At 38.8% G+C, this 20,259-nt stretch carries 17 protein-coding genes; 11 read left to right on the plus strand and 6 right to left on the minus strand.

The features are described from left to right. Positions 1-291 precede the first annotated feature (291 nt). The 6 genes from ATCC51562_RS07185 to galU all read right to left on the minus strand — a co-directional run bounded on the left by ATCC51562_RS07185 (position 292) and on the right by galU (position 8,172). Positions 292-1,779 (minus strand): anaerobic C4-dicarboxylate transporter, encoded by a 1,488-nt coding sequence (locus ATCC51562_RS07185; protein ID WP_021091863.1) that lies wholly within the window; start codon positions 1,777-1,779, stop codon positions 292-294. Between the two features lie 91 nt (positions 1,780-1,870). After that, entirely contained in the window at positions 1,871-3,271 is a 1,401-nt protein-coding gene (locus tag ATCC51562_RS07190) for an aspartate ammonia-lyase (RefSeq protein WP_021091738.1), read from the minus strand. Positions 3,272-3,932: 661 nt separating this feature from the next. Next, positions 3,933-5,522, minus strand: coding sequence for a ribosomal protection-like ABC-F family protein (gene abc-f, locus ATCC51562_RS07195; protein WP_021091837.1), 1,590 nt, complete (start codon positions 5,520-5,522; stop codon positions 3,933-3,935). Positions 5,523-5,585: 63 nt separating this feature from the next. Then, positions 5,586-6,131: a DUF1287 domain-containing protein gene (locus tag ATCC51562_RS07200; RefSeq protein WP_021091555.1), complete on the minus strand. Its 546-nt coding sequence runs from the start codon at positions 6,129-6,131 to the stop codon at positions 5,586-5,588. 2 nt (positions 6,132-6,133) lie between these two features. Further along, on the minus strand, positions 6,134-7,354 hold the full coding sequence (locus ATCC51562_RS07205) for a glucose-6-phosphate isomerase (RefSeq protein ID WP_021091595.1): 1,221 nt from the start codon (positions 7,352-7,354) through the stop codon (positions 6,134-6,136). Next, positions 7,351-8,172: a UTP--glucose-1-phosphate uridylyltransferase GalU gene (gene galU, locus ATCC51562_RS07210; protein WP_009294249.1), complete on the minus strand. Its 822-nt coding sequence runs from the start codon at positions 8,170-8,172 to the stop codon at positions 7,351-7,353. The genes ATCC51562_RS07205 and galU overlap by 4 nt, the downstream gene beginning before the upstream one ends. A 126-nt stretch (positions 8,173-8,298) precedes the next feature. Between galU and ATCC51562_RS07215 the strand changes: the two genes are divergently transcribed. The 11 genes from ATCC51562_RS07215 to tsaD all read left to right on the plus strand — a co-directional run bounded on the left by ATCC51562_RS07215 (position 8,299) and on the right by tsaD (position 20,193). Further along, the gene (locus ATCC51562_RS07215) at positions 8,299-8,940 is read left to right on the plus strand and encodes an IMPACT family protein (RefSeq protein WP_021091792.1); all 642 of its coding nucleotides are present in this window, start codon (positions 8,299-8,301) and stop codon (positions 8,938-8,940) included. A 40-nt stretch (positions 8,941-8,980) separates the two neighbouring features. Continuing rightward, positions 8,981-9,796: a prolipoprotein diacylglyceryl transferase gene (gene lgt / locus ATCC51562_RS07220; RefSeq protein WP_021091564.1), complete on the plus strand. Its 816-nt coding sequence runs from the start codon at positions 8,981-8,983 to the stop codon at positions 9,794-9,796. Positions 9,797-9,915: 119 nt separating this feature from the next. Continuing rightward, positions 9,916-10,614: a fumarate reductase cytochrome b subunit gene (locus tag ATCC51562_RS07225; protein ID WP_021091688.1), complete on the plus strand. Its 699-nt coding sequence runs from the start codon at positions 9,916-9,918 to the stop codon at positions 10,612-10,614. 14 nt (positions 10,615-10,628) lie between these two features. Beyond that, the gene (locus ATCC51562_RS07230) at positions 10,629-12,647 is read left to right on the plus strand and encodes a fumarate reductase flavoprotein subunit (RefSeq protein ID WP_021091883.1); all 2,019 of its coding nucleotides are present in this window, start codon (positions 10,629-10,631) and stop codon (positions 12,645-12,647) included. After that, complete coding sequence (locus tag ATCC51562_RS07235) at positions 12,640-13,359, plus strand: fumarate reductase iron-sulfur subunit (RefSeq protein WP_021091811.1); 720 nt, start codon at positions 12,640-12,642, stop codon at positions 13,357-13,359. Before ATCC51562_RS07230 ends, ATCC51562_RS07235 begins: the two co-directional genes overlap by 8 nt. Positions 13,360-13,721: 362 nt before the next feature. Next, positions 13,722-14,621: a restriction endonuclease gene (locus ATCC51562_RS07245; protein WP_021091547.1), complete on the plus strand. Its 900-nt coding sequence runs from the start codon at positions 13,722-13,724 to the stop codon at positions 14,619-14,621. A gap of 231 nt (positions 14,622-14,852) precedes the next feature. Beyond that, positions 14,853-15,584 carry a phosphatidate cytidylyltransferase gene (locus tag ATCC51562_RS07250; protein WP_021091854.1) on the plus strand — a complete coding sequence of 244 codons (732 nt, stop codon included), beginning with the start codon at positions 14,853-14,855 and terminating at the stop codon, positions 15,582-15,584. Next, positions 15,566-16,675, plus strand: coding sequence for a 1-deoxy-D-xylulose-5-phosphate reductoisomerase (gene dxr, locus ATCC51562_RS07255; protein ID WP_021091617.1), 1,110 nt, complete (start codon positions 15,566-15,568; stop codon positions 16,673-16,675). Before ATCC51562_RS07250 ends, dxr begins: the two co-directional genes overlap by 19 nt. Next, positions 16,662-17,897 carry a uracil-xanthine permease family protein gene (locus ATCC51562_RS07260; RefSeq protein WP_021091743.1) on the plus strand — a complete coding sequence of 412 codons (1,236 nt, stop codon included), beginning with the start codon at positions 16,662-16,664 and terminating at the stop codon, positions 17,895-17,897. Before dxr ends, ATCC51562_RS07260 begins: the two co-directional genes overlap by 14 nt. Then, positions 17,897-19,189, plus strand: a complete 1,293-nt coding sequence (locus ATCC51562_RS07265) for a M99 family carboxypeptidase catalytic domain-containing protein (RefSeq protein ID WP_021091624.1) — start codon at positions 17,897-17,899, stop codon at positions 19,187-19,189. The genes ATCC51562_RS07260 and ATCC51562_RS07265 overlap by 1 nt, the downstream gene beginning before the upstream one ends. Then, entirely contained in the window at positions 19,186-20,193 is a 1,008-nt protein-coding gene (gene tsaD, locus ATCC51562_RS07270) for a tRNA (adenosine(37)-N6)-threonylcarbamoyltransferase complex transferase subunit TsaD (protein WP_021091751.1), read from the plus strand. Before ATCC51562_RS07265 ends, tsaD begins: the two co-directional genes overlap by 4 nt. The last annotated feature ends 66 nt before the right edge of the window (positions 20,194-20,259 follow it).

Here is a 20,259-nt window from a genome sequence, read left to right on the forward strand (position 1 = left end):
TTCTCCCTTTAAAGATATTTGCCTTTAGTTATTCTAGTATTTAAAGTTGAAAATAAAATTAAATCTTACTTAATATTTATATTTAGATTTTTAGTTTTAAAAAATGGGTATTCTAATATCAAAATGAATAAAATTCTAAAAATTATAAATTTAATTAATATAATTTTTAACGCGATCTTATAAAAATTTTAAATATAAAATTTTGATTAAGGATTTTGAATAGAAATTAAAAATTTTAAAGGGATTTAAAAAAGCCGAGAGAGATCTCGGCTTAAGTCTGATTTAAAATACTTATAAAAGTATCGGAGCTACTAAAAATCCAAGTGCAACAGAAAAAACAATAGCTAAAACACCTGGAATAAAAAATGAGTGGTTGAATATATATTTACCTATCCTAGTTGTTCCAGTATCATCCATTTGAACGGCTCCAAGTAGTGTCGGATATGTTGGCAATACAAACAATGCTGAAACTGCAGCAAATGATGCAACTAAAATATATGCGTCACCGTTATTTGCAGCAGTTAAACCAAGTGCAGCTATAACTGTAGGAATAAGTGCCTTTGCGGTAGCAGCTTGAGAATAAAGAAGCATACTAGCAAAAAATAACGCAACCGCTAGCATAAACGGATAGTCTTTAACAAAATCGCCGGCAAAATTTTTGATCGCATCGGTGTGATTTACCACAAAAGTATCTCCAAGCCACGCTACACCTAGCACGCAGACGCACGCGGTCATACCACTTTTAAATGTAGCTGTATTAAATAGCTTATCGACCTTGACACCACAAGTTAGTGTGATTAAAGTAGCGATAACTAGCATAAAGCTCATAATAGCGTTATCTCTAGTTAATACCAACACCTTTGTAGGCTTATCTGGATCTTCTACATATTTTACATTAGTAGTTGAGTCAGTTTTGACTTTTATATCTTTTGCGACAAGTTCATTAAATTTATCTGGACTTTTGGTCTCATAAATTTTTTCATAACCTGTTACATAGCTTGGTTTTATCCAGCCTACGTTTTTACTAATAGCAGTAGCATATAAAACGACAGAGATAACGCCAACCAGGAATATTAAAACAGATAATTTAGCTCCTTTTGGAAGCTCTTTTTTCTCTTCGATTTTAACATCTTTTATTAGCCCTTCTTTAAGTCTTCTTTGATACTCTTTATCGCTACTTAGATCAAGATTATAAAATATATTTATAACAAGAGCTGTTAGCATACAACCAATAAAAGTTGTAGGTATCCAGATAGCTAATAGTAATGGATAGCTAATGCCGAGTCCGCCCAAGGCATGCTCACCAGCCATAAATACAACCGCTGCTGAAACTGGGCTTGCTGTAATAGCTATCTGACTAGCAACAACAGCTATACTAAGAGGCGCGCTAGGCTTAATATTTTGTGTCTTTGCAACTTCAGTAATAACTGGAATCATAGAAAATGCTGTGTGTCCAGTACCAGCAAATACAGTTAGCAGATAAGTGACAACTGGAGCTAAGAAATTTATGTATTTTGGATGTTTTCTTAGCACCCCTTCGGCTATTTGTACCAAATAATCAAGGCCACCTGCTACTTGCATCGCTGTAATAGCGGCTATAACGGACATAATGATTAAAATAACATCCCAAGGTATACTACCTGCTTTTAATCCAAGTCCTAAAGTTAAAACTACGACGCCAATACCACCAGCATAACCAATGGCCATACCGCCTAGTCTAACACCCAAGAATATCGCACCAAAGAGTACGATCAACTGTAATATCAATGAAATATCCATTGAAAACTCCTCTATTAAATTTTATAACTAAAATTTTTACTTAAGCGTGTCAGAATTTTGACACGCTTTTAATAATACTTTGCTTAAATTTCTACCTAACCATGCTTGGATTTAGCATATTTTTTGGCTCTAAAATTTTATCGATCTCTTCTTTGCTTAGATAGCCTCTCTCTAGGCAGATATCGCCAACAGCTTTACCAGTTTGCAAAGCCTCTTTAGCGATGCTTGCAGATTTTTCATAGCCAATGTACGGGTTAAATGCTGTTACGATACCAACTGAGCCTAGAACTGATTTTAAGCAAGCTTCAGGATTTGCTGTTAGTTTTCTTACAGCTTTTTCAGCTAGTGTTTTCATCGCGTTTTCAAGGATAAATATAGAGTTAAATAACGCATAAGCGATGCCTGGCTCAAATGCATTTAGCTCAAATTCGCCTCTTTCTGAGCAAAGCATGATAGTTACGTCGTTGCCGATTACCTCGTAGCATGCCTCGCCTACGACCTCTGCGATAACTGGGTTTACTTTGCCTGGCATGATTGAGCTACCTGGTTGCATTTGCGGTAAATTTATCTCGCCAAGACCGCATCTTGGACCTGAGTTCATCAAACGAAGGTCATTTGCGATTTTTGAAAGTCTAACAGCTGCAGTTTTTAACGCGCCACTTACGTGAACGAAGTCTGCTGTATCTTGTGTAGCTGCGATGAAATCATCAGCTTTTTTGAAATCAACACCAGTGATATCTTTTAACTTTTTAACAACTACATTTTTATAATCAGGGTGGCAGTTAATACCTGTACCAATCGCAGTTGCACCCATATTTAGATATGTCATTGACTCGCGTGCAGCTGTGATCTTTTCGATATCGCTTTTAATGTAGCTTGCAAATGCATTAAATGTATTTCCAAGTGTTGTAGGAACTGCGTCCTCAAGCTCAGTTCTACCCATTTTAATGATATCTTTAAAATCTTTTGCTTTTTTATCAAGTTCATCTTTTAGTAGATTCATCGCAGCAAGCAAATCAGTAAGTTTTGCGTAAGTTGCTACTTTTATTGAGCTTGGGTAAGTATCATTTGTACTTTGTCCAAGGTTTGTATGATCGTTTGGATGGATGTATTGATACTCACCTTTTTTATGACCCATGCTCTCAAGCGCGATGTTTGTAATAACCTCGTTTGCATTCATGTTTGTACTTGTTCCAGCACCACCTTGGACCATATCAACCACAAATTGATCTAAAAACTCACCAGCTATTACTCTATCAGCGGCTTTTGCTAGCGTATCAGCGATCTTAGGATCTAAAACGCCAACCTCTTTATTTGCAAGTGCAGCTGCTTTTTTGATTTGTGCAAATGCTTTTACAAAGTATGGATACTCTTTTAAAGTTCTACCGCTCATGTGAAAATTTTCGGTAGCTCTAAATGTTTGGATACCATAATAAAAATCGTTAGAGATTTCCAACTCACCTATAAAATCGTGTTCTTTTCTGGTTGCCATAACCATTCTCCTTATAAAAAAATGTATTAATGAAATTATATAGATATTTAATATTTTAAATATTAATTACTACTTTATTTTTTTAAGCTTTGACTTTTAACCTAGATAAAACGACTTTTGGAGAAAAATTTATAGTAGCTTTTAAGCTATATTTAATAATATAGCTTAGATAAATTGTTATTTTAATAATAATATCACTTTTTTATTATATAAAAAGCTCATAATTAGCTCAAATTTATTTAAATTTTTAAGCTTAAAAGGTAAATATATAGAAAAATAACATAAAATAAATATTAAATCACACTTTTTATATCCAAAAATATAAAAAATAAAGTTAAATTTTATTTCTAATATTACTTTAGAAAGTAAAAACTAAGTAAATATCACCATATTGCAAAGTAAATTTATTAAATTTTTAAATAGAGCCCTTAAACTAAGCATCATAAAAATATTATTTAATAAATTTTATTTTACAAATCTTACTAATACTTTAGAAAATTCTTATTAATTTTCTTTCTTATTTATAAAGTCTTTTTATTGGATTTTAATAATTTTTATAAGCTATTTTTAATTTATATAGCTAGATTAATACTTGCAAGATTTTGTAGTAAATATAAATTTTAATCTTGCCCCTACAATAAGGAGCAAGAAATAACAAATTTTAGCTCTCAAGCCCCAAATTTGCTCTGTATTCTTCATATGTGCCTTTAAAATCAACCACTTCGCCATTGCCTTTTAGATGCAAAATTCTATTTGCAAAGGCGTCTATTAGCTCCCTGTCGTGGCTCACGCAGATAACTGAGCCATTAAAGTTATAAAATGCCTCGCCAAGTGCAATGATAGCCTCGAGATCAAGGTGGTTATTCGGCTCATCCATGACAAGTAAATTTGGTCTATGAAGCATGAGCTGAGCTAGCCTTACTCGGTGTTTTTCGCCACCACTTAGCGCGCCTACTGCCTTTTCTTGCTCAGCGCCGCTAAAGAGCATCCTACCAAGGCACTTTCTGATCTCGTCGATGTCCTTGTTTTTGGCATCTTGCAAGTACTCATAAAGCTTTAGCTCGCCATCTATCTTATTTACCGTATCTTGCGCAAAATATCCAAGCTCGATGGTCGCGCCTATATGCACCTCGCCCGCGTCAGGCTTTAGCTCACCCATTATGATCTTACAAAGCGTACTTTTACCAACACCGTTATGGCCGATGATGGCTAGCTTGTCGCCCTTTTCAAGCTTAAAGTTAAAATTTTCAAATATCACCTTATCATCAAATTTCTTACTTACATTTTTAAGCTCTATTAGCTCGTTTCCTATCTCACGGTTTGCACGAAAAAGTATGCTTGGATCACGCCTGCTTGATACTGCAATCTCTGCTATGTCAAGCTTTTCAAGCTGTTTTGCACGAGAGGTCGCCTGCTTTGCCTTACTCGCATTTGCTGAAAATCTCGCGATAAATTTCTCCAGCTCCTCTTTCTCTTTTAGTTTCTTATCGCGTTCCATCTCATGCTGCTTTGCGATCAAATTTGCAGCCATATACCAGTCGTCGTAGTTGCCTGAAAACTCGCGAATTTTCTTAAAATCCACATCCAAAATGTTTGTGCAAACTCTATTTAAAAAGTGTCTGTCGTGGCTGATAACCACAAGCGTGCCCTCGTGGCGGTTTAGCTCGTTTTCTAGCCATGCGATCGCGTCTATATCAAGGTTGTTTGTTGGCTCGTCTAAGAACAAGATGTCTGGCTTTGGAAATAGTACTTGAGCTAGCAAAACTTTAACTTTATCTGAGTTTTCGACCTCGCTCATTAGCTTATCAAATTCATTTAACCCAAGCGAGCTTAAAATTTTTTCTATCCTAGTCTCGTACTCGTAGCTTGGGTCCTCCTCGGCACTTATCATCTCAAGCTCACTTAAGCGCTCGTTTATCTCATCTGTAAATTCCTCGCTCATATAGAGCTTTTCTTTCTCTTTGACAGCGTCGTATAAGCGTTTGTTGCCATAAAGTACCGTGTCTTTTAGCGTGAAATTTTCAAACGCAAACTGATCTTGCCCAAGCACGCCAACCTTTAGTCCATTTTCTATGACGATCTCGCCGCTAGTTGGCTCGATAGCTCCGCTTAAAATTTTTAAAAATGTCGACTTGCCAGCGCCGTTTGCACCGATTAGTCCATATCTGTTGTGGCGATTTAGCTTTAAATTTACATCCTCAAATAGCAAACTGCTTGCAAATCTTTGAGTAAGTCCCCTAACTTCTAACATTATTTTTCCTTGAATTTATTTTTTTGCGATTTTGCCTAAAATTTGATTAAAAAGCCATTTTTGCTACTTTAGCCTAAAATGACCCGTGATCTTGTAGTTATAAAGTATATTTTCTTCTTGCACGCCAGAGCCGATATTGTGGATGACAAGCGGTGTTTGGCCTTCAAATTTATCTGAGATCACACCGATGTGAGGTAAATTTTTTGGTAGCATCCATGTGACGATATCCCCTGGCAGAAATTTATCATCACTCACCTCAAAACCTTTCCTTTTTAGATAGGTAGCGATATTTAAAACACGCCTGTGATCGATGTTTTTATCAGCCTTTTTAAGTCCCCATTTTTTAGGATAGCTTGCGAAATTTCTACTCATATCTTCAAAAATAAGTCTTTGCAGATCCATATCCTGATGACGTAGCGCCCTTACCACAACGTCGGTGCAAACACCCTTTTTGATATCCACGTCGCCCATTGGATAGGCGAGCCTTTCGTAGCTTGGATCGTAACTTAGCGTCACGCCGATCTGCGACCTAGTGTCATTTACAAATTTACTCGCTGAAAAGGCAAAAATTTGTGTGGCGAAAAGAGCTAAAAGTAGAAATTTCTTCATTTTTACTTTAAAAGCATGGTTTTTAAGATGCGCTTTCCTATCTCAACACCTGGCTGATCGTAGGTGTTGATGCCTAGCATGATACCAGTGGCCGAGGTTAGTAGCTCGTAGTAAAAAATGAGCCAGCCAGCATGAAACTCATCAAGCCTCTCAAGCGTGATCGTATCGACACTTATGCCCTCTTGCACCAGCGCCATAGCAGTCGCGTCGCACTGCAAATTTATAAGCTCATTTAGGCTTATACCCGCCACAAAATCACACTCTTCAAGCCCCTTTAGGCTTAAATTTGGAATAGTCTTGTCGCTTGCGTGATCTTTTATCTTTATAAATGTCACACTCTTATCTTTTACGCCGTCCATGATAAGCTGCAAAAAGCTGTGCTGATCGCGGCTGCCGACAAGTCCAACTGGCGTAAGGCCGACCCTTTTATAGCCTCTTTTTTTACCAAGACTCTCTGCCCAAAGCTGCACGTACCAGTCGTTAAATTCAAAAAATCTATCGCAATAGCTAAAAATGACATTTATGCTCGCATTTCTGCTAGTGGCGTAGTGGTAAGCTTTAGCGACTATTGAACTATCCTTTTGCTCGATGTATTGCTTCTTGCAAGCAAGCGCGCCATCTAGAAGTGCCTTTATATCGTAGCCACAGATACCAAGAGGCACAAGACCTATCGCACTTAGCACGCTAAACCTACCGCCAACGTTTTTTGGGATGTTAAAAAATTTAATGTCATTTTCTTTGGCAAAATTTTCTAAATTTGTCCCAGGATCAGTGATGATGAGGAAATTTTTGCCTAAGTTTTTAGGCTTAAAGTCATCAAGCAAGCACTTAAAAATAGTGATCGTCTCGATCGTGTTGCCTGATTTTGAGCTTATTATAAAAAGCGTTTCGTCAAATTTTAGCCCACTAAGCGTGCTTTTGTAGCTGCAAGGATCGACGTTATCTAAAAATAAAAGCTCTCTTTTTATCCCCTTTGTGCCTTCAAGCATCGATTTTAGCGCCTTTACGCCAAGGCTGCTGCCGCCGATGCCAACAAGTACTACATTTTTGATATGAGCAAGGCCCTTTTCATACTCCTCGATCTCGCCAAGTAAATTTTGCCCAAGCACTGGCAGGTGGTAGTAGCCTATCTCGCCACTTTCGTACTCGTCGTTTATGCGTTTGGCGTAGGAGTCGATGACATCGCTACTTGCAAAGTTAAATTTAAATGAAGTTTCTATCATTTACTGCGCTCGTAAAAGAAATTTGTAGCCTCGACAAACCCATCGATGCTACCGCAGTCAAATCTCTTGCCTTTAAATTTATAAGCCAGCACCATGCCATCTTTCGCCTGCGTTTTTAGTGCGTCTGTGATCTGGATTTCGCCATTTTTGCCTGGTTTTGTTCGCTCTAAGATGTTAAAAATATCTGGCGTTAGGATGTAGCGGCCAATTATCGCTAAATTTGTCGGAGCCTCGGCAGGATCAGGCTTTTCAACCATATCATCGACCATTATGAGATCATCTTCTATAAACCTACCGCTTACGACGCCGTAAGACTTGGTCTGCTCTTTTGGCACCTCCATCACAGCTACGACGCTGCAGCGATACTTTTCATAAATTTTAACCATTTGCGAAAGCACGCCCTCGCCGTTTTCATTTATGCATAGATCATCTGCCAAAATGACCCCAAAAGCTTCATCTCGAACTAGCGTCTTGCCCGTATAAATGGCGTGTCCAAGCCCTTTCATGGCATTTTGCCTAGTAAATGAAAATGTGCATGAGCTCATCAAATTTCTAACTTCGCTAAGTAGTGACTCTTTTGAGCTGCCTGCGATCTCTTTTTCTAGCTCGTAGCTGATGTCAAAGTAGTCCTCAAGCGCCCTTTTTCCGCGTCCTGTGACAAAGGCCATATTATCCATGCCAGCCTCAAGCGCCTCATCAACGCCGTAGTGAATGAGCGGTTTTGTAAGGATCGGCAACATCTCTTTTGGGAGCGATTTTGTAGCTGGTAAAAACCTCGTTCCATATCCAGCCGCTGGAAATAGGCAAGTTTGTATCATTTTAGTCCTTCGTGAAAAATTGCAAAATTCTACTATCTTTTCCTTAATAATATAAATTTGTCTGAATTTACAAGGCTTTAATTAGCAAATTGATAAGATTTTTAAAATTTTAAAAAAAGAGCAAATTTGCAGACGATTGATAGGATATTTAAAGCCCAGCTTGATATAAAAAAGTCAAATTTCTTAGCATTTTTATGCCCGATAAGCTCGTTTAAAAGCTTGCACGAACACCTAAAAGAGGAGCATTTTAAGGCTGTTCACGTAGTTTGGGCGACAAGGGAGCTAAACAAATACGGACAAATCGTTGAAAATCAAAGCGATGATGGCGAGCCAAAGGGCACTAGCGGCCAGCCCAGCCTAAATGCCCTGCGTGGCGCTGAGCTAATAAACGTTGGGGTCTTGATAGTTCGCTACTTTGGCGGGATAAAGCTTGGCACTGGAGGGCTTGTCAGAGCCTACTCAGGGGCTGTGAATGAAGCGATAAACGAGGCGATAAAAGATGGTGGCATGATGAAATTTGAGATAAAAGATGAGATCAAATTTTTTACGCCGTTTTCGCTGATGAGCCGCTTTGAGCACTATTTTGCCACTAAAAATTTAAGTGAGTTTGAAAGAGAATTTAATGAAGCTGGAGCGATCTGGAGCGTAAATTTAAACGAAGCTGAGTTTGCCGAGCTATTTAAATTTTGCAAAGAATTTGAAGCAAGCGAGTTTAAATTTTTAGCCCTTGCGCTTAGTAGCAAGAGCTTATTCGCTCATCAAAGCTAAATCATTGTAAAATCGCAAAAATTTTAAAAAGAAAGTAAAAATGGAAATTTGGAACGACATTTATAACCACTTTAATCCAGTAGCCTTTAGTATCTTTGGCTTTAGCGTGCACTGGTATGGGCTTATGTATATTTTAGCCCTTGTTTTGGCGCTTGCCATGGCAAAATATCTCGTTAAAAAAGATAAAATCCCAATCTCAAATCAGCTCTTGGATAATTACTTTTTCTGGGTTGAAATAGGCGTTATTTTAGGCGCTAGGCTTGGCTGGGTTTTAGTATATTCAGGCGAAGTAAGCTACTACTTGGCGCAACCTTGGCAAATTTTTAATCCATTTCATAACGGCGAGTTTATAGGAATTCGTGGCATGAGTTACCACGGAGCAGTAGTTGGCTTTTTGCTTGCGACATATCTATTTTGCAAAAGGTATAAACAAAATTTATGGCAGCTACTTGATCTTTGTGCAGTTTGCATACCTTTTGGCTATACATTTGGCAGGGTCGGGAATTTCTTAAATCAAGAGCTTTTTGGGCGAGTTACGGATGTGCCTTGGGCGATAAATGTTTTTGGCCAACCAAGGCATCCTAGCCAACTTTATGAGGCATTCTTAGAAGGTTTAGTTATTTTTATTATTTTATTTTTATATAGGAAATTTAAGAAATTTAATGGCGAGCTGATCGCGCTTTATGCTATTTTATACACTTTTGCAAGATTTATTTGCGAGTTTTTTAGAGAGCCTGACTCAGGGCTTGGATTTATTATTTTTAATCTTTCAATGGGTCAAATTTTATCACTTATCATGTGTGGTTTTGGAATTTTTATTTATGCCATGCTTTATAAAAAATTTTCAAAGCTCTAATATAAGTGTTTAAAAAATATTAAAGTAAAAATCTGATAGCATTAGCTTTATCAATTAATACTAATATTTAAATTAGTATTAAGAAATGATAATTTATTTCAAATTTCTTAGGAGGGCTCATGACCGGGCTTATAGAAGGTTTTTTGGGAAAACGGTCGGACGACAAAAAAAGTCGCACTCCAGCCGCTTGGGATAGATGGCAAAGTATTACAGGGTTTATTTTGGCCTGTTTTATATTGTGCCATATGGTTTTTACTTCTACTATACTACTTGGCAAAGACGCATTTAACGCTGTCGTAGGGTTTGCGGAAGCTAAATTTTTATTTGGAGAAGCTACGTGGTGGATCACTAACGTTATTGCTGCGGTAATATTCGCCATTTTTATCGCTCATGCATTTTTAGCTATGAGAAAATTTCCAGCAAACTACAGACAATATCTAATGTTTAGAGGTCACAAAGACCGCATGAAACACCTTGATACTACGCTTTGGTGGTTTCAGTTTTTAACCGGTTTTGCTCTATTTTTCGCAGCCAGCGCACACCTAGTGGATATAGTCTTTGGCGGACATATTACTGCAGATAAATCAGCGGCTGCATTTCATCAACTAGAAATTTTCTACTTCGCATTACTTGTTTTTATGGTCGTTCACGCTAGTATCGGTATGTACCGCTTGTATGTCAAATGGATAAGCATTGATGGTGCAAATAAGCACGAAATGTTTGCCAAAAGAAATAAGGCAAAAACAATTGTATTTGCCGTTTATGGCATACTTGCTATAATTGCGCTAATCGCCGATTTCGTGTGGATCAGCCATTAAAAAGGAGCTAGAAGATGAATGTAAAATATTATGATGCATTGGTAATTGGTGGTGGTCTAGCTGGTCTTAGAGCTGCTGTGGCTGCTGGAGAAAAGGGCTTAAGCACCGTCGTTTTAAGTCTAATACCTGTAAAACGCTCGCACTCTGCGGCTGCGCAAGGCGGCATGCAAGCCTCTTTGGGAAATTCAAAAATGAGCGAAGGCGACAACGAGGACGTACACTTTGCCGACACGGTAAAAGGTAGCGACTGGGGCTGCGATCAGCAAGTTGCACGTATGTTTTGTCAAACCGCACCTAAGGCGATCCGCGAGCTAGCGGCTTGGGGCGTGCCTTGGACTCGTATAACAAAAGGCGAGAGAAGCGCTATCATCAACGCTCAAAAAACGACTATCGTAGAAAAAGAAGAGGTCCACGGACTCATCCACTCTCGCGACTTTGGCGGAACTAAAAAATGGAGAACATGCTTTACAGCCGACGCCACCGGTCACACTATGCTTTTTGCTGTAGCGAACGAAGCTCTAAAACACAACGTCGAAATTCATGACAGAAAAGAAGCTATCGCGCTAATCCACGCAAACAACCGCTGTTACGGCGCGATCGTTCGCGATCTAGTTAACGGCGAGATCACGGCATACGTCGCAAAAGGTACGCTAATAGCTACGGGCGGCTACGGAAGGGTTTATAAACATACTACAAATGCCGTAGTTTGCGAAGGTATCGGCGCTGCCATCGCTCTTGAAACGGGCGTAGCTCAGCTTGGAAATATGGAAGCGGTGCAGTTTCACCCGACCCCGATCGTTCCAAGCGGTATCTTGCTAACGGAAGGTTGCCGCGGCGACGGCGGAATTTTACGCGACGTGGACGGATATCGCTTTATGCCTGATTATGAGCCTGAGAAAAAAGAACTAGCTAGCCGCGACGTCGTAAGCCGCCGCATCATGGAGCATATCCGCGCAGGCAAGGGCGTACCTAGCCCATACGGATATCACGTTTGGCTAGATATTTCAATCCTTGGACGCGAGCATATAGAGAAAAATTTACGCGATGTTCAAGAAATTTGCGAAATTTTTAACGGTATCGATCCTGCCGATACCGAAGTATATACTGACGAGAACGGACGACAGCGCGGTAAAGGCTGGGCGCCGATCCTGCCTATGCAGCACTACTCTATGGGCGGCATAAAAACTAAGCCTACAGGCGAGAGTCCTACGCTAGCGGGTCTATTTAGCGCCGGCGAGGCTGCTTGCTGGGATATGCACGGATTTAACCGCCTAGGCGGCAACTCCGTTTCGGAAACGGTCGTCGCGGGTATGATCGTTGGAGACTATTTTGCCGACTACTGCGGCAGCCACGAGATAGATATAAATACCGCAGATATAGAAAAATTCGTTAAAAAAGAGGAAAACTATCTAAAGAGCCTTGTCGAAAAAGAGGGTAAATTTAACGTATTTGAGATCAAAAACAAGATGAAAGACATCATGTGGGAGCACGTGGCGATCTTTAGAACAGGCGAAGGTCTAGCCGTAGCGGTAAAAGAGCTAGAAGAGCTTTATAAGCAATCTTTGGACGTCAAAGTCACAAATAAGGCGCTATTTGGCAACCCTGAGCTTGAGGAGGCCTACCGCGTACCAAAGATGCTAAAACTAGCCCTTTGTATCGCAAAAGGCGCGCTTGATCGCACCGAGAGCCGCGGAGCGCACTGCCGCGAGGACTATCCGAAACGCGACGACCTAAACTGGCTAAACAGAACTCTAACTAGCTGGAAAGAGGGCGATACGCTACCGACTATCGTATATGAGCCACTTGATATTATGAAAATGGAAATGCCACCAGCATTTAGAGGCTATGGTGCGAAAGGTAATATTATTGAGCATCCAGATAGTGCCATCCGCCAAAAAGAGGTTGATGAAATTCGTGAGAAAATGCAAGCTGAAGGTAAGAGCAGACAAGAAATTCAAGAGGCTTTAATGCACTATGATCTTCAACCAAAATATAAAGCACCAAACGAAAGAGCAGGAATAGGATATGAGTAGAAAAATAACCATAAAAGCATTTAAATATAATCCGTTAAGCAAAATTTCAAAGCCGCACTTTGCGACCTACGAGCTAGAAGAGACTGATGGTATGACATTGTTCATCGCGTTAAATATGATTCGCGAGAAATTTGACCCAGATCTTAGCTTTGACTTTGTTTGTCGTGCTGGAATTTGTGGAAGTTGTGGCATGCTTGTAAATGGCAAGCCAAGATTAGCTTGTAGAACTCTTACTAAGGATTTTGAAAGCGGAGTAATTGAGCTTATGCCTTTGCCAGTATTTAAGTTACTAAAAGACTTAAGCGTAGATACGGGCAACTGGATGAATGCGATGAGTAGGCGTGTGGAGAGCTGGATACATACAGACCACGAGACAGATATCTCTAAACTTGAGGAAAAGGTTGAGCCTGAAGTGGCTCAAGAGGTATTTGAGCTTGATCGCTGCATCGAGTGCGGTATCTGCGTGGCTGCATGCGGTACGGCTATCATGAGGCCTGATTTCATCGGTGCGGTTGGACTTAACCGTGTAGCTAGATTTAAAATCGATGCGCTCGATAAACGAACCGACGAGGACTTTTACGAGCTTATCGGCGACGATGACGGCGTATTTGGCTGTATGACTTTGCTAGGCTGTGAAGACAACTGCCCTAAACACTTACCACTTCAAAGCCGCATAGCTTATATGCGTAGAAAAATGGCTGCTATAAAGTAGCAAAGGGGCTGTAAAAGCCCCAAATTTATTTCTAAATTTGTTAAAAAAGACTGCAAATAGATGCCAAAAGGCATAAAAAGATATCAATAGATACAAATAAGAAAAATAAAAATATCAAAAATGGGATTGATAAGAGTGCGCCCATTATATAACCAAGTGGAAATACGATAAATATAAAGACGATTCCAACACCAGAAACAAAACAAAAAATTAGCGCAAATATCGTAGCAAAGGTATTTACAAATAAGCTAATATTTTCTAAAAGAAAATTTGTTAGACCAAGACTTCTCATGTCTTGATTATAACTTTTAAGCCAAAAAATTTATATAATTTCAAAAATTTACTTCATTTAAGGGTATAAAATGTTACCAAGCTATAAAGATATGATGCTACCTATTTTAGAATTTGTTGCGCAAAATAAAGAGGCAAATAGAGCTGAAATTTCTAAATTTATAATTAAGCATTTTAAGTTAAAAGACGAAGATCTTTTGCAAAAAATAAAAAGAGGAACTCCAACTTATATAAATCGTACCGATTGGGCCTTATCCTATCTGGCCACAACAGCTCAAATAAAATCAAGGCCAGAAAAAGTGCCACTTCAAAAAGTTGGTAGAAGTCTATTTGCTATAACAAATTTTGGCAAAAAGCTAGTAAGTAGTAAGGATAAAAAGAGTAAATTTCTCTCTTGGTACGATGAAATTTACAAGCAAGAGATAAGGCGAGAGGAAAAAGAAGCCACAGAAAATACCCCAGATGACAATATAGATGAAGCGCTTTGCAAAATAAAAGAAGAGCTAAAAAGTGAAATTTTATTTAGCATTTTAGAAAAAGAGCCAAGATTTTTTGAATACCTTGTAACAAAGCTACTTGAAAAGATGAATTATGGAGCTGGAAATCTTACGAACAAAGGCCCAGACGGCGGAATAGATGGCATCATAGATGAAGATGAACTTGGGCTTTCTAAAATTTATATCCAAGCAAAAAGATACAAAGACGGCAGTAATATCCGTAGGCCAGAGATTCAGCAGTTTATCGGTGCCATCTCAAATAAAAATACTAAAAAAGGCGTCTTTATCACTACGGCAAAATTTACTAAAGAAGCTGAAAATTTCGCCAAAGATAATCAAAATTTTAGTGTGGTTTTGATATACGGCGACAAGCTTGCAGAGCTAATGATAAAATACAAAGTCGGCGTTCAAACAAGCCAAATATATGAAATTTGCAAAATCGACACCGACTTTTTTGAGGAAAATAATTTTTAAAATTTAAGCCATAAAGCATTACTGTGTATATTTATTGCAAGTTGCTACTTGGGATCATTTCGGTCTTGCTTTATTTGTGTGCTTAAAAAATAAATTTAAATCTTTACTAACGCCAAAATAGTCCAAATTTACCAGCTTAAAATGCTTTTTAAATCAAATTTTACTCTTATAAACGCCGTCTAAAATTTAAGTGTTATAATTACAGCGAAATAACGATTTTAAGGAGAGGGTATGCAATCTCGCATAATCACTGGCGTTTTGATGTTTGTTGCTATTTTAGTAGTTTTTTTTATTGATAATTATATTTTAAATTTTATCTTGCTCGGCGCTGTGCTTTATTTTGCTTTTAATGAGTCGCTCAAGCTTTATAATATCGATCACAAACAGCTAGTTTTTGCCGCACTTGCTTTTTACGTGCTTACATATTTTACAAATCCAATATTCATAGCGATCCTTGCTATCATGCTAGTTGCTTCGATCCTAGCTCACATAAAAAGTGAAAATTTAAAGCTAGTCGCACCTTTTGTCTATCCAACCACGCCGATCTTTATGATGTGGATGCTTTACTCAGAGTATGGCGTAGGCTATCTTGTATGGCTTATATTAAGCGTCGTTGCAAGCGATAGCGGTGCATTTTTTGTTGGGAAAATGTTTGGCAAACATCCATTTAGCCCAAGCTCACCAAACAAAACAATCGAAGGTGCAGCAGGCGGTATGGCGATAGGCACCGTGATTGGCTGCATTGTTGGAAATTTTGTAACTGAAGGATTTTTCCAAATTTTATTCTCAAGCTTTTTAGTCTGCGTCTTTGCGGTTTGGGGAGATTTGTTTGAGAGCTACCTAAAAAGACTTTGCGGTGTCAAAGATAGTGGTTCGCTCTTCCCAGGACACGGCGGCATGCTTGATAGGATAGATGGCTATTTATTTGGTGTAGTTGCCCTACTTTGGTCGCTCTCGTGGTAATACTTGGTTCAACTGGTTCAATCGGCAAAAACGCCCTTAACCTTTGCGAAAAATTTGGCGTAGAGGTTGAGGCGTTAAGCTGCGCTAAAAATGTAGATTTGCTAAATGAGCAAATCTTAAAATTTAAGCCAAAATTTGTCTGCGTAGGCGATGAAAAGCTAGCTAAAAATGTAAAAAACATAGAAGCTAAAAATATCTTTTTTGGCGAGGCTGGACTGCTACAAATGCTAGAAATTTCAAGCTCAAAAAAGGTAATAAACGCCCTTGTTGGCTTTGCTGGCCTTGCTCCTAGTCTAAAGACACAAACTCTTAGCAAAAGACTTGCGCTTGCAAACAAAGAGAGCCTTGTTGTTGGAGGCAAATTTCTAAAAACTAGAGAAATTTTGCCCATTGACAGCGAGCATTTTGGACTTAAATTTCTACTTGAAAATAAAACTGCACCAAAAAGACTCATCATCACAGCAAGTGGCGGTGCTTTTTACAAAAAGCCGATCAAATTTCTAAAAGACGCCACACCAAGTGATGCTTTGAAGCATCCAAACTGGGATATGGGCGCAAAGATCACTATTGATAGTGCGACGATGGCAAATAAGCTTTTTGAGGTGATGGAAGCTTACTGGCTTTATGGCGTCAAGGAGATCGAGGCTGTGATAGAGCCAACTTCTGCGATACATGCCGTAGTTGAATTTATAGATGGCTCAAGCACGATGCACCTCTCGCAACCTGACATGAAACTAGCTATCGCTCATGCTATGTTTGAAAATATCAATGAAAATATTGTCTCACACGCAAATTTACTTGATCTAAAAAATATAAAATTTCATAAAATCAGCCTTAAAAAATATCCCATTTTTTCGCTAAAAGATAAAGTCCTGGCAAACCCTGATCTAGGTGTAGTGATAAATGCTGCAAATGAGGTTGGAGTATTTAGCTTTTTAGAGAAAAAATGTTCGTTTTTGGATATCTCAAGGCTCGTTTTAAGCTCTGTTAAAAATTTTAGAAATATTAAAATTTCAAGTATTGATGAAATTTTTGAAGCTGATAAAGAAGTTAGAAATTACGCAAAAAGGATGTTAAATGCAAAGGTATGAGGGTTATAAATTTGATCCCAAACAAAGCTTAATCGGCGTTCAGTTTTTATTTGTCGCCTTTGGTGCACTGGTATTAGTGCCGATACTTACGGGACTAGATGCAAATGTAGCTCTCTTTACGGCTGGTCTTGGCACGCTACTTTTTCAGCTAATTACTAGAAAAAATGTTCCGCCTATTTTTTTAGCAAGCTCCTTTGCTTTTATCGCGCCACTTCAGTACGGTATCGAAAAATGGGGCATAGCCGTGACGATGGGGGGCGTTATATTTGCTGGATTTTTCTACGTTGTTTTAAGCCTCGTGGTCCGATTTGGCGGAGAGAAAATTTTGCATAAAATTTTGCCTCCAGTTGTCGTTGGACCTGTCATCATGACAATAGGCCTTATCCTTGCTCCAAATGCCGTCAAAATGGCAACATCAGCCACTGAAATTTATACTCAAAATGAAGCAATGATCGTCGCTGGCATTTCGCTAGTGGCTACCATTTTAGTGATGATGCTTGGACGTGGCATGTTTAGGCTTATACCTATTTTACTTGGTATTATCGTCGGATACATCGTAGCTTACTGCTTTGGCATGGTTGATTTTACCCCTATCTTTAATGCACCTTGGTTTAGAATGCCAAATTTCACTACACCAAAATTTGAGTTTGAAGCAATCATTTATATGATACCTATCGCCATAGCTCCAGCGATCGAGCACATAGGCGATATGCTTGCTATCTCAAATGTCACAAAAGAGGATTTTCTAAAAAATCCAGGCCTTAAAAATACGCTCCTTGGAGATGGACTTGCTACTTCGCTTGCTGCCTTTTTTGGTGGCCCGCCAAACACTACATACTCAGAGGTCACAGGCGCAGTTAGCCTTACAAAAGCTTATAATCCAGCAATCATGACCTTTGCGGCGATCACTGCCATCGTGCTAGCCTTCATTGGCAAGCTAGGAGCTGTGCTCTCAACTATCCCAGCCCCAGTCATCGGCGGTATCATGCTGCTACTTTTTGGCATCATCGCAAGCGTTGGCATGGAGACGCTTATAAAAAATAAAGTTGACCTTGCAGACCCTAGAAACATGATAATCGTAGCCCTCATCTTCATCTTTGCCATCGGCGGCATGGTGCTTGACCTTGGAGCGGTTAAATTTTCAGGTATAGGGCTTGGTGCGGTTACTGGTATAGTTTTAAATTTGCTTTTACCAAAGACAAAGCATTATGAAGGATATTAATGCGTAAATTTTTACTTTTTTTACTAACCTTTACCACTGCTAGTTTAGCCAATACTTTAGACTATGCGCTTATCAAAAAAGGTGAGCCAAGCGAAAACACGATGTTGTTAATCGGCGGTATTCAAGGCGATGAGCCGGGTGGATTTTTGGCAGCCTCTATCGTGGCAACTGACTATAACATCACAAAAGGCTCGCTTTGGGTCGTGCCAAATTTAAATTTCCCAAGCATAATCGAGCGAAGTCGTGGCACAAAAGGCGATATGAATAGAAAATTTGCCCATGTAGATAAAAATGATCCAGACTATAACTCAGTAATGAAGATAAAAGATGTCATCACTGATAAAAACGTCACGCTCATCTTAAATTTACACGATGGAAGTGGCTATTACAGAGATAAATTTATAAACAAAGACGAAAATCCAGACAAATGGGGCAATACTTGCATAATAGATCAAAGCACGCTTCCTGGCTCAAAATATCCAGAGCTTGAAAGTATCGCCTCAAGCGTAAAAGATGTGCTAAATAAGCATCTAATAGATCAAAAACACCAGTATCACATCAAAAACACGCACACTGCGATGGGTGATAAAGAGATGCTAAAAAGCCTAACTTACTATGCTATTACGCAAAATAAGTCAGCCTTTGCAAACGAAGCTAGTAAAAATTTAAACGCCGAGCAAAGGACTTATTACCATCTAATCGCCATTGAAGAATATATGAAAAAGGCTGGCATCAGCTTTACTAGGCCGTTTAATCTTGATGTTAAAAGCGTAAAAAAAGCAATCGAGAAAGAGATCAGACTTGAACTTGAAAATTCATACGCGATAAGTCTTAAAAATCTAAAGCCTTTAATAAATTTTGTCCCACTTAAAAAAAGCGAGTTAAATTACAGCTCACCAAATCCGCTAATAGCTGTTATAAAAGAAAATGGTAGCTTCAAAGTGCAGTACGGCAACCGCTTTGTTACTAGGCTAAAGCCACAATATTTTGAGTTTGCAAAACCACTTGATGAAATTTCACTAATAAGTGACGGTAGCGAGCTTACATTAAAAAGTGGCGATAAATTTAGCGTGAAAAAGAGCTTTAAAATAAAATCACTCAAAAACGTGCGCGTAAATGTCATAGGATATGGCACAAAAAGTATAGATGAGAGCGAGCAAGAAGTGACTAAAAATAGCCTAAATAAAAGCTACAGCATCGACAAAGATGGCAAAATTTATAGAGTCGAGTTTTATAAAAACGAAGATGGCAAAGAGAAATTTGCTGGCATGATCTTAGCGGAGTTTAAATGATACTTGGCATCGAAAGTAGCTGCGATGATAGCTCGGTCGCACTAATAGATGAACGCACTTTAGAGAAAATTTATTATAAAAAAATTTCTCAAGAGGAGGAGCACGCTATCTTTGGTGGCGTGGTTCCTGAGCTTGCAGCTAGGCTTCATACAAAGGCACTGCCAGCACTTTTAGAGGATATCTTGCCAAATTTTAAAGAAATAAAAGCGATCGCTGTAACAAATGAGCCGGGTCTTAGTGTGAGCCTAATAGGTGGCGTCAGCATGGCAAAAGCATTAAGCGTTGCTCTTAATATCCCGCTAATTGCCGTAAATCATTTAGTTGGCCACATTTACTCACTATTTTTAGATCGTGAAGCCACCTTTCCACTTGGCGTCCTGTTAGTTAGTGGCGGGCATACGATGATCTTAGAAGTAAGCGAAAATGGTGAAATCACTGAGCTTGCAAGTACTGGCGATGATAGCTTTGGTGAGAGCTTTGATAAGGTTGCTAAAATGCTTGATCTTGGCTATCCAGGCGGTGCCGTAGTTCAGCAAAATGCCATACTTTGTAAAGACAAAGAGAGGTTTCATTTTACCATTCCACTTCTTCACGATAAACGTCTTGAGTATAGTTTTTCAGGGCTTAAAAATCAAGTCAGGGTTGAAATTTCAAAGCTAGATAGTATCACTAAAAAAGATATTTCTGACATCTGCTACGCATTTGAAAATACTGCCTGTGAGCACATTTTAAACAAGCTTGAAAAGGTCTTTTATTTAAGAGATTTTAAGCGTTTTGGTGTAGTTGGCGGCGCAAGTGCAAATCTAAATTTACGAAAAAGACTTGAGATACTTTGTCAAAAAAACGAGTGCGAGCTTTTGCTAGCTCCACTTGAGTTTTGCTCTGATAACGCCTTGATGATAGCAAGAGCGGGGCGTGAGAAGTACCTAAAAGGCGAGTTTGTAAACCATAGCGAGCTAAATATAAACCCAAGAGTTAGCTTTAAAAAGCTTGAGTTAAATTAAACTTTTTAAAAACATAAAATTTTGCGTCTAAATCTTGATAGCTTCGTAAGTAAAAACGTAATAAAA

This window comes from Campylobacter concisus ATCC 51562 (assembly GCF_000466745.1).
GTDB classification, from domain to species: domain Bacteria; phylum Campylobacterota; class Campylobacteria; order Campylobacterales; family Campylobacteraceae; genus Campylobacter_A; species Campylobacter_A concisus_B.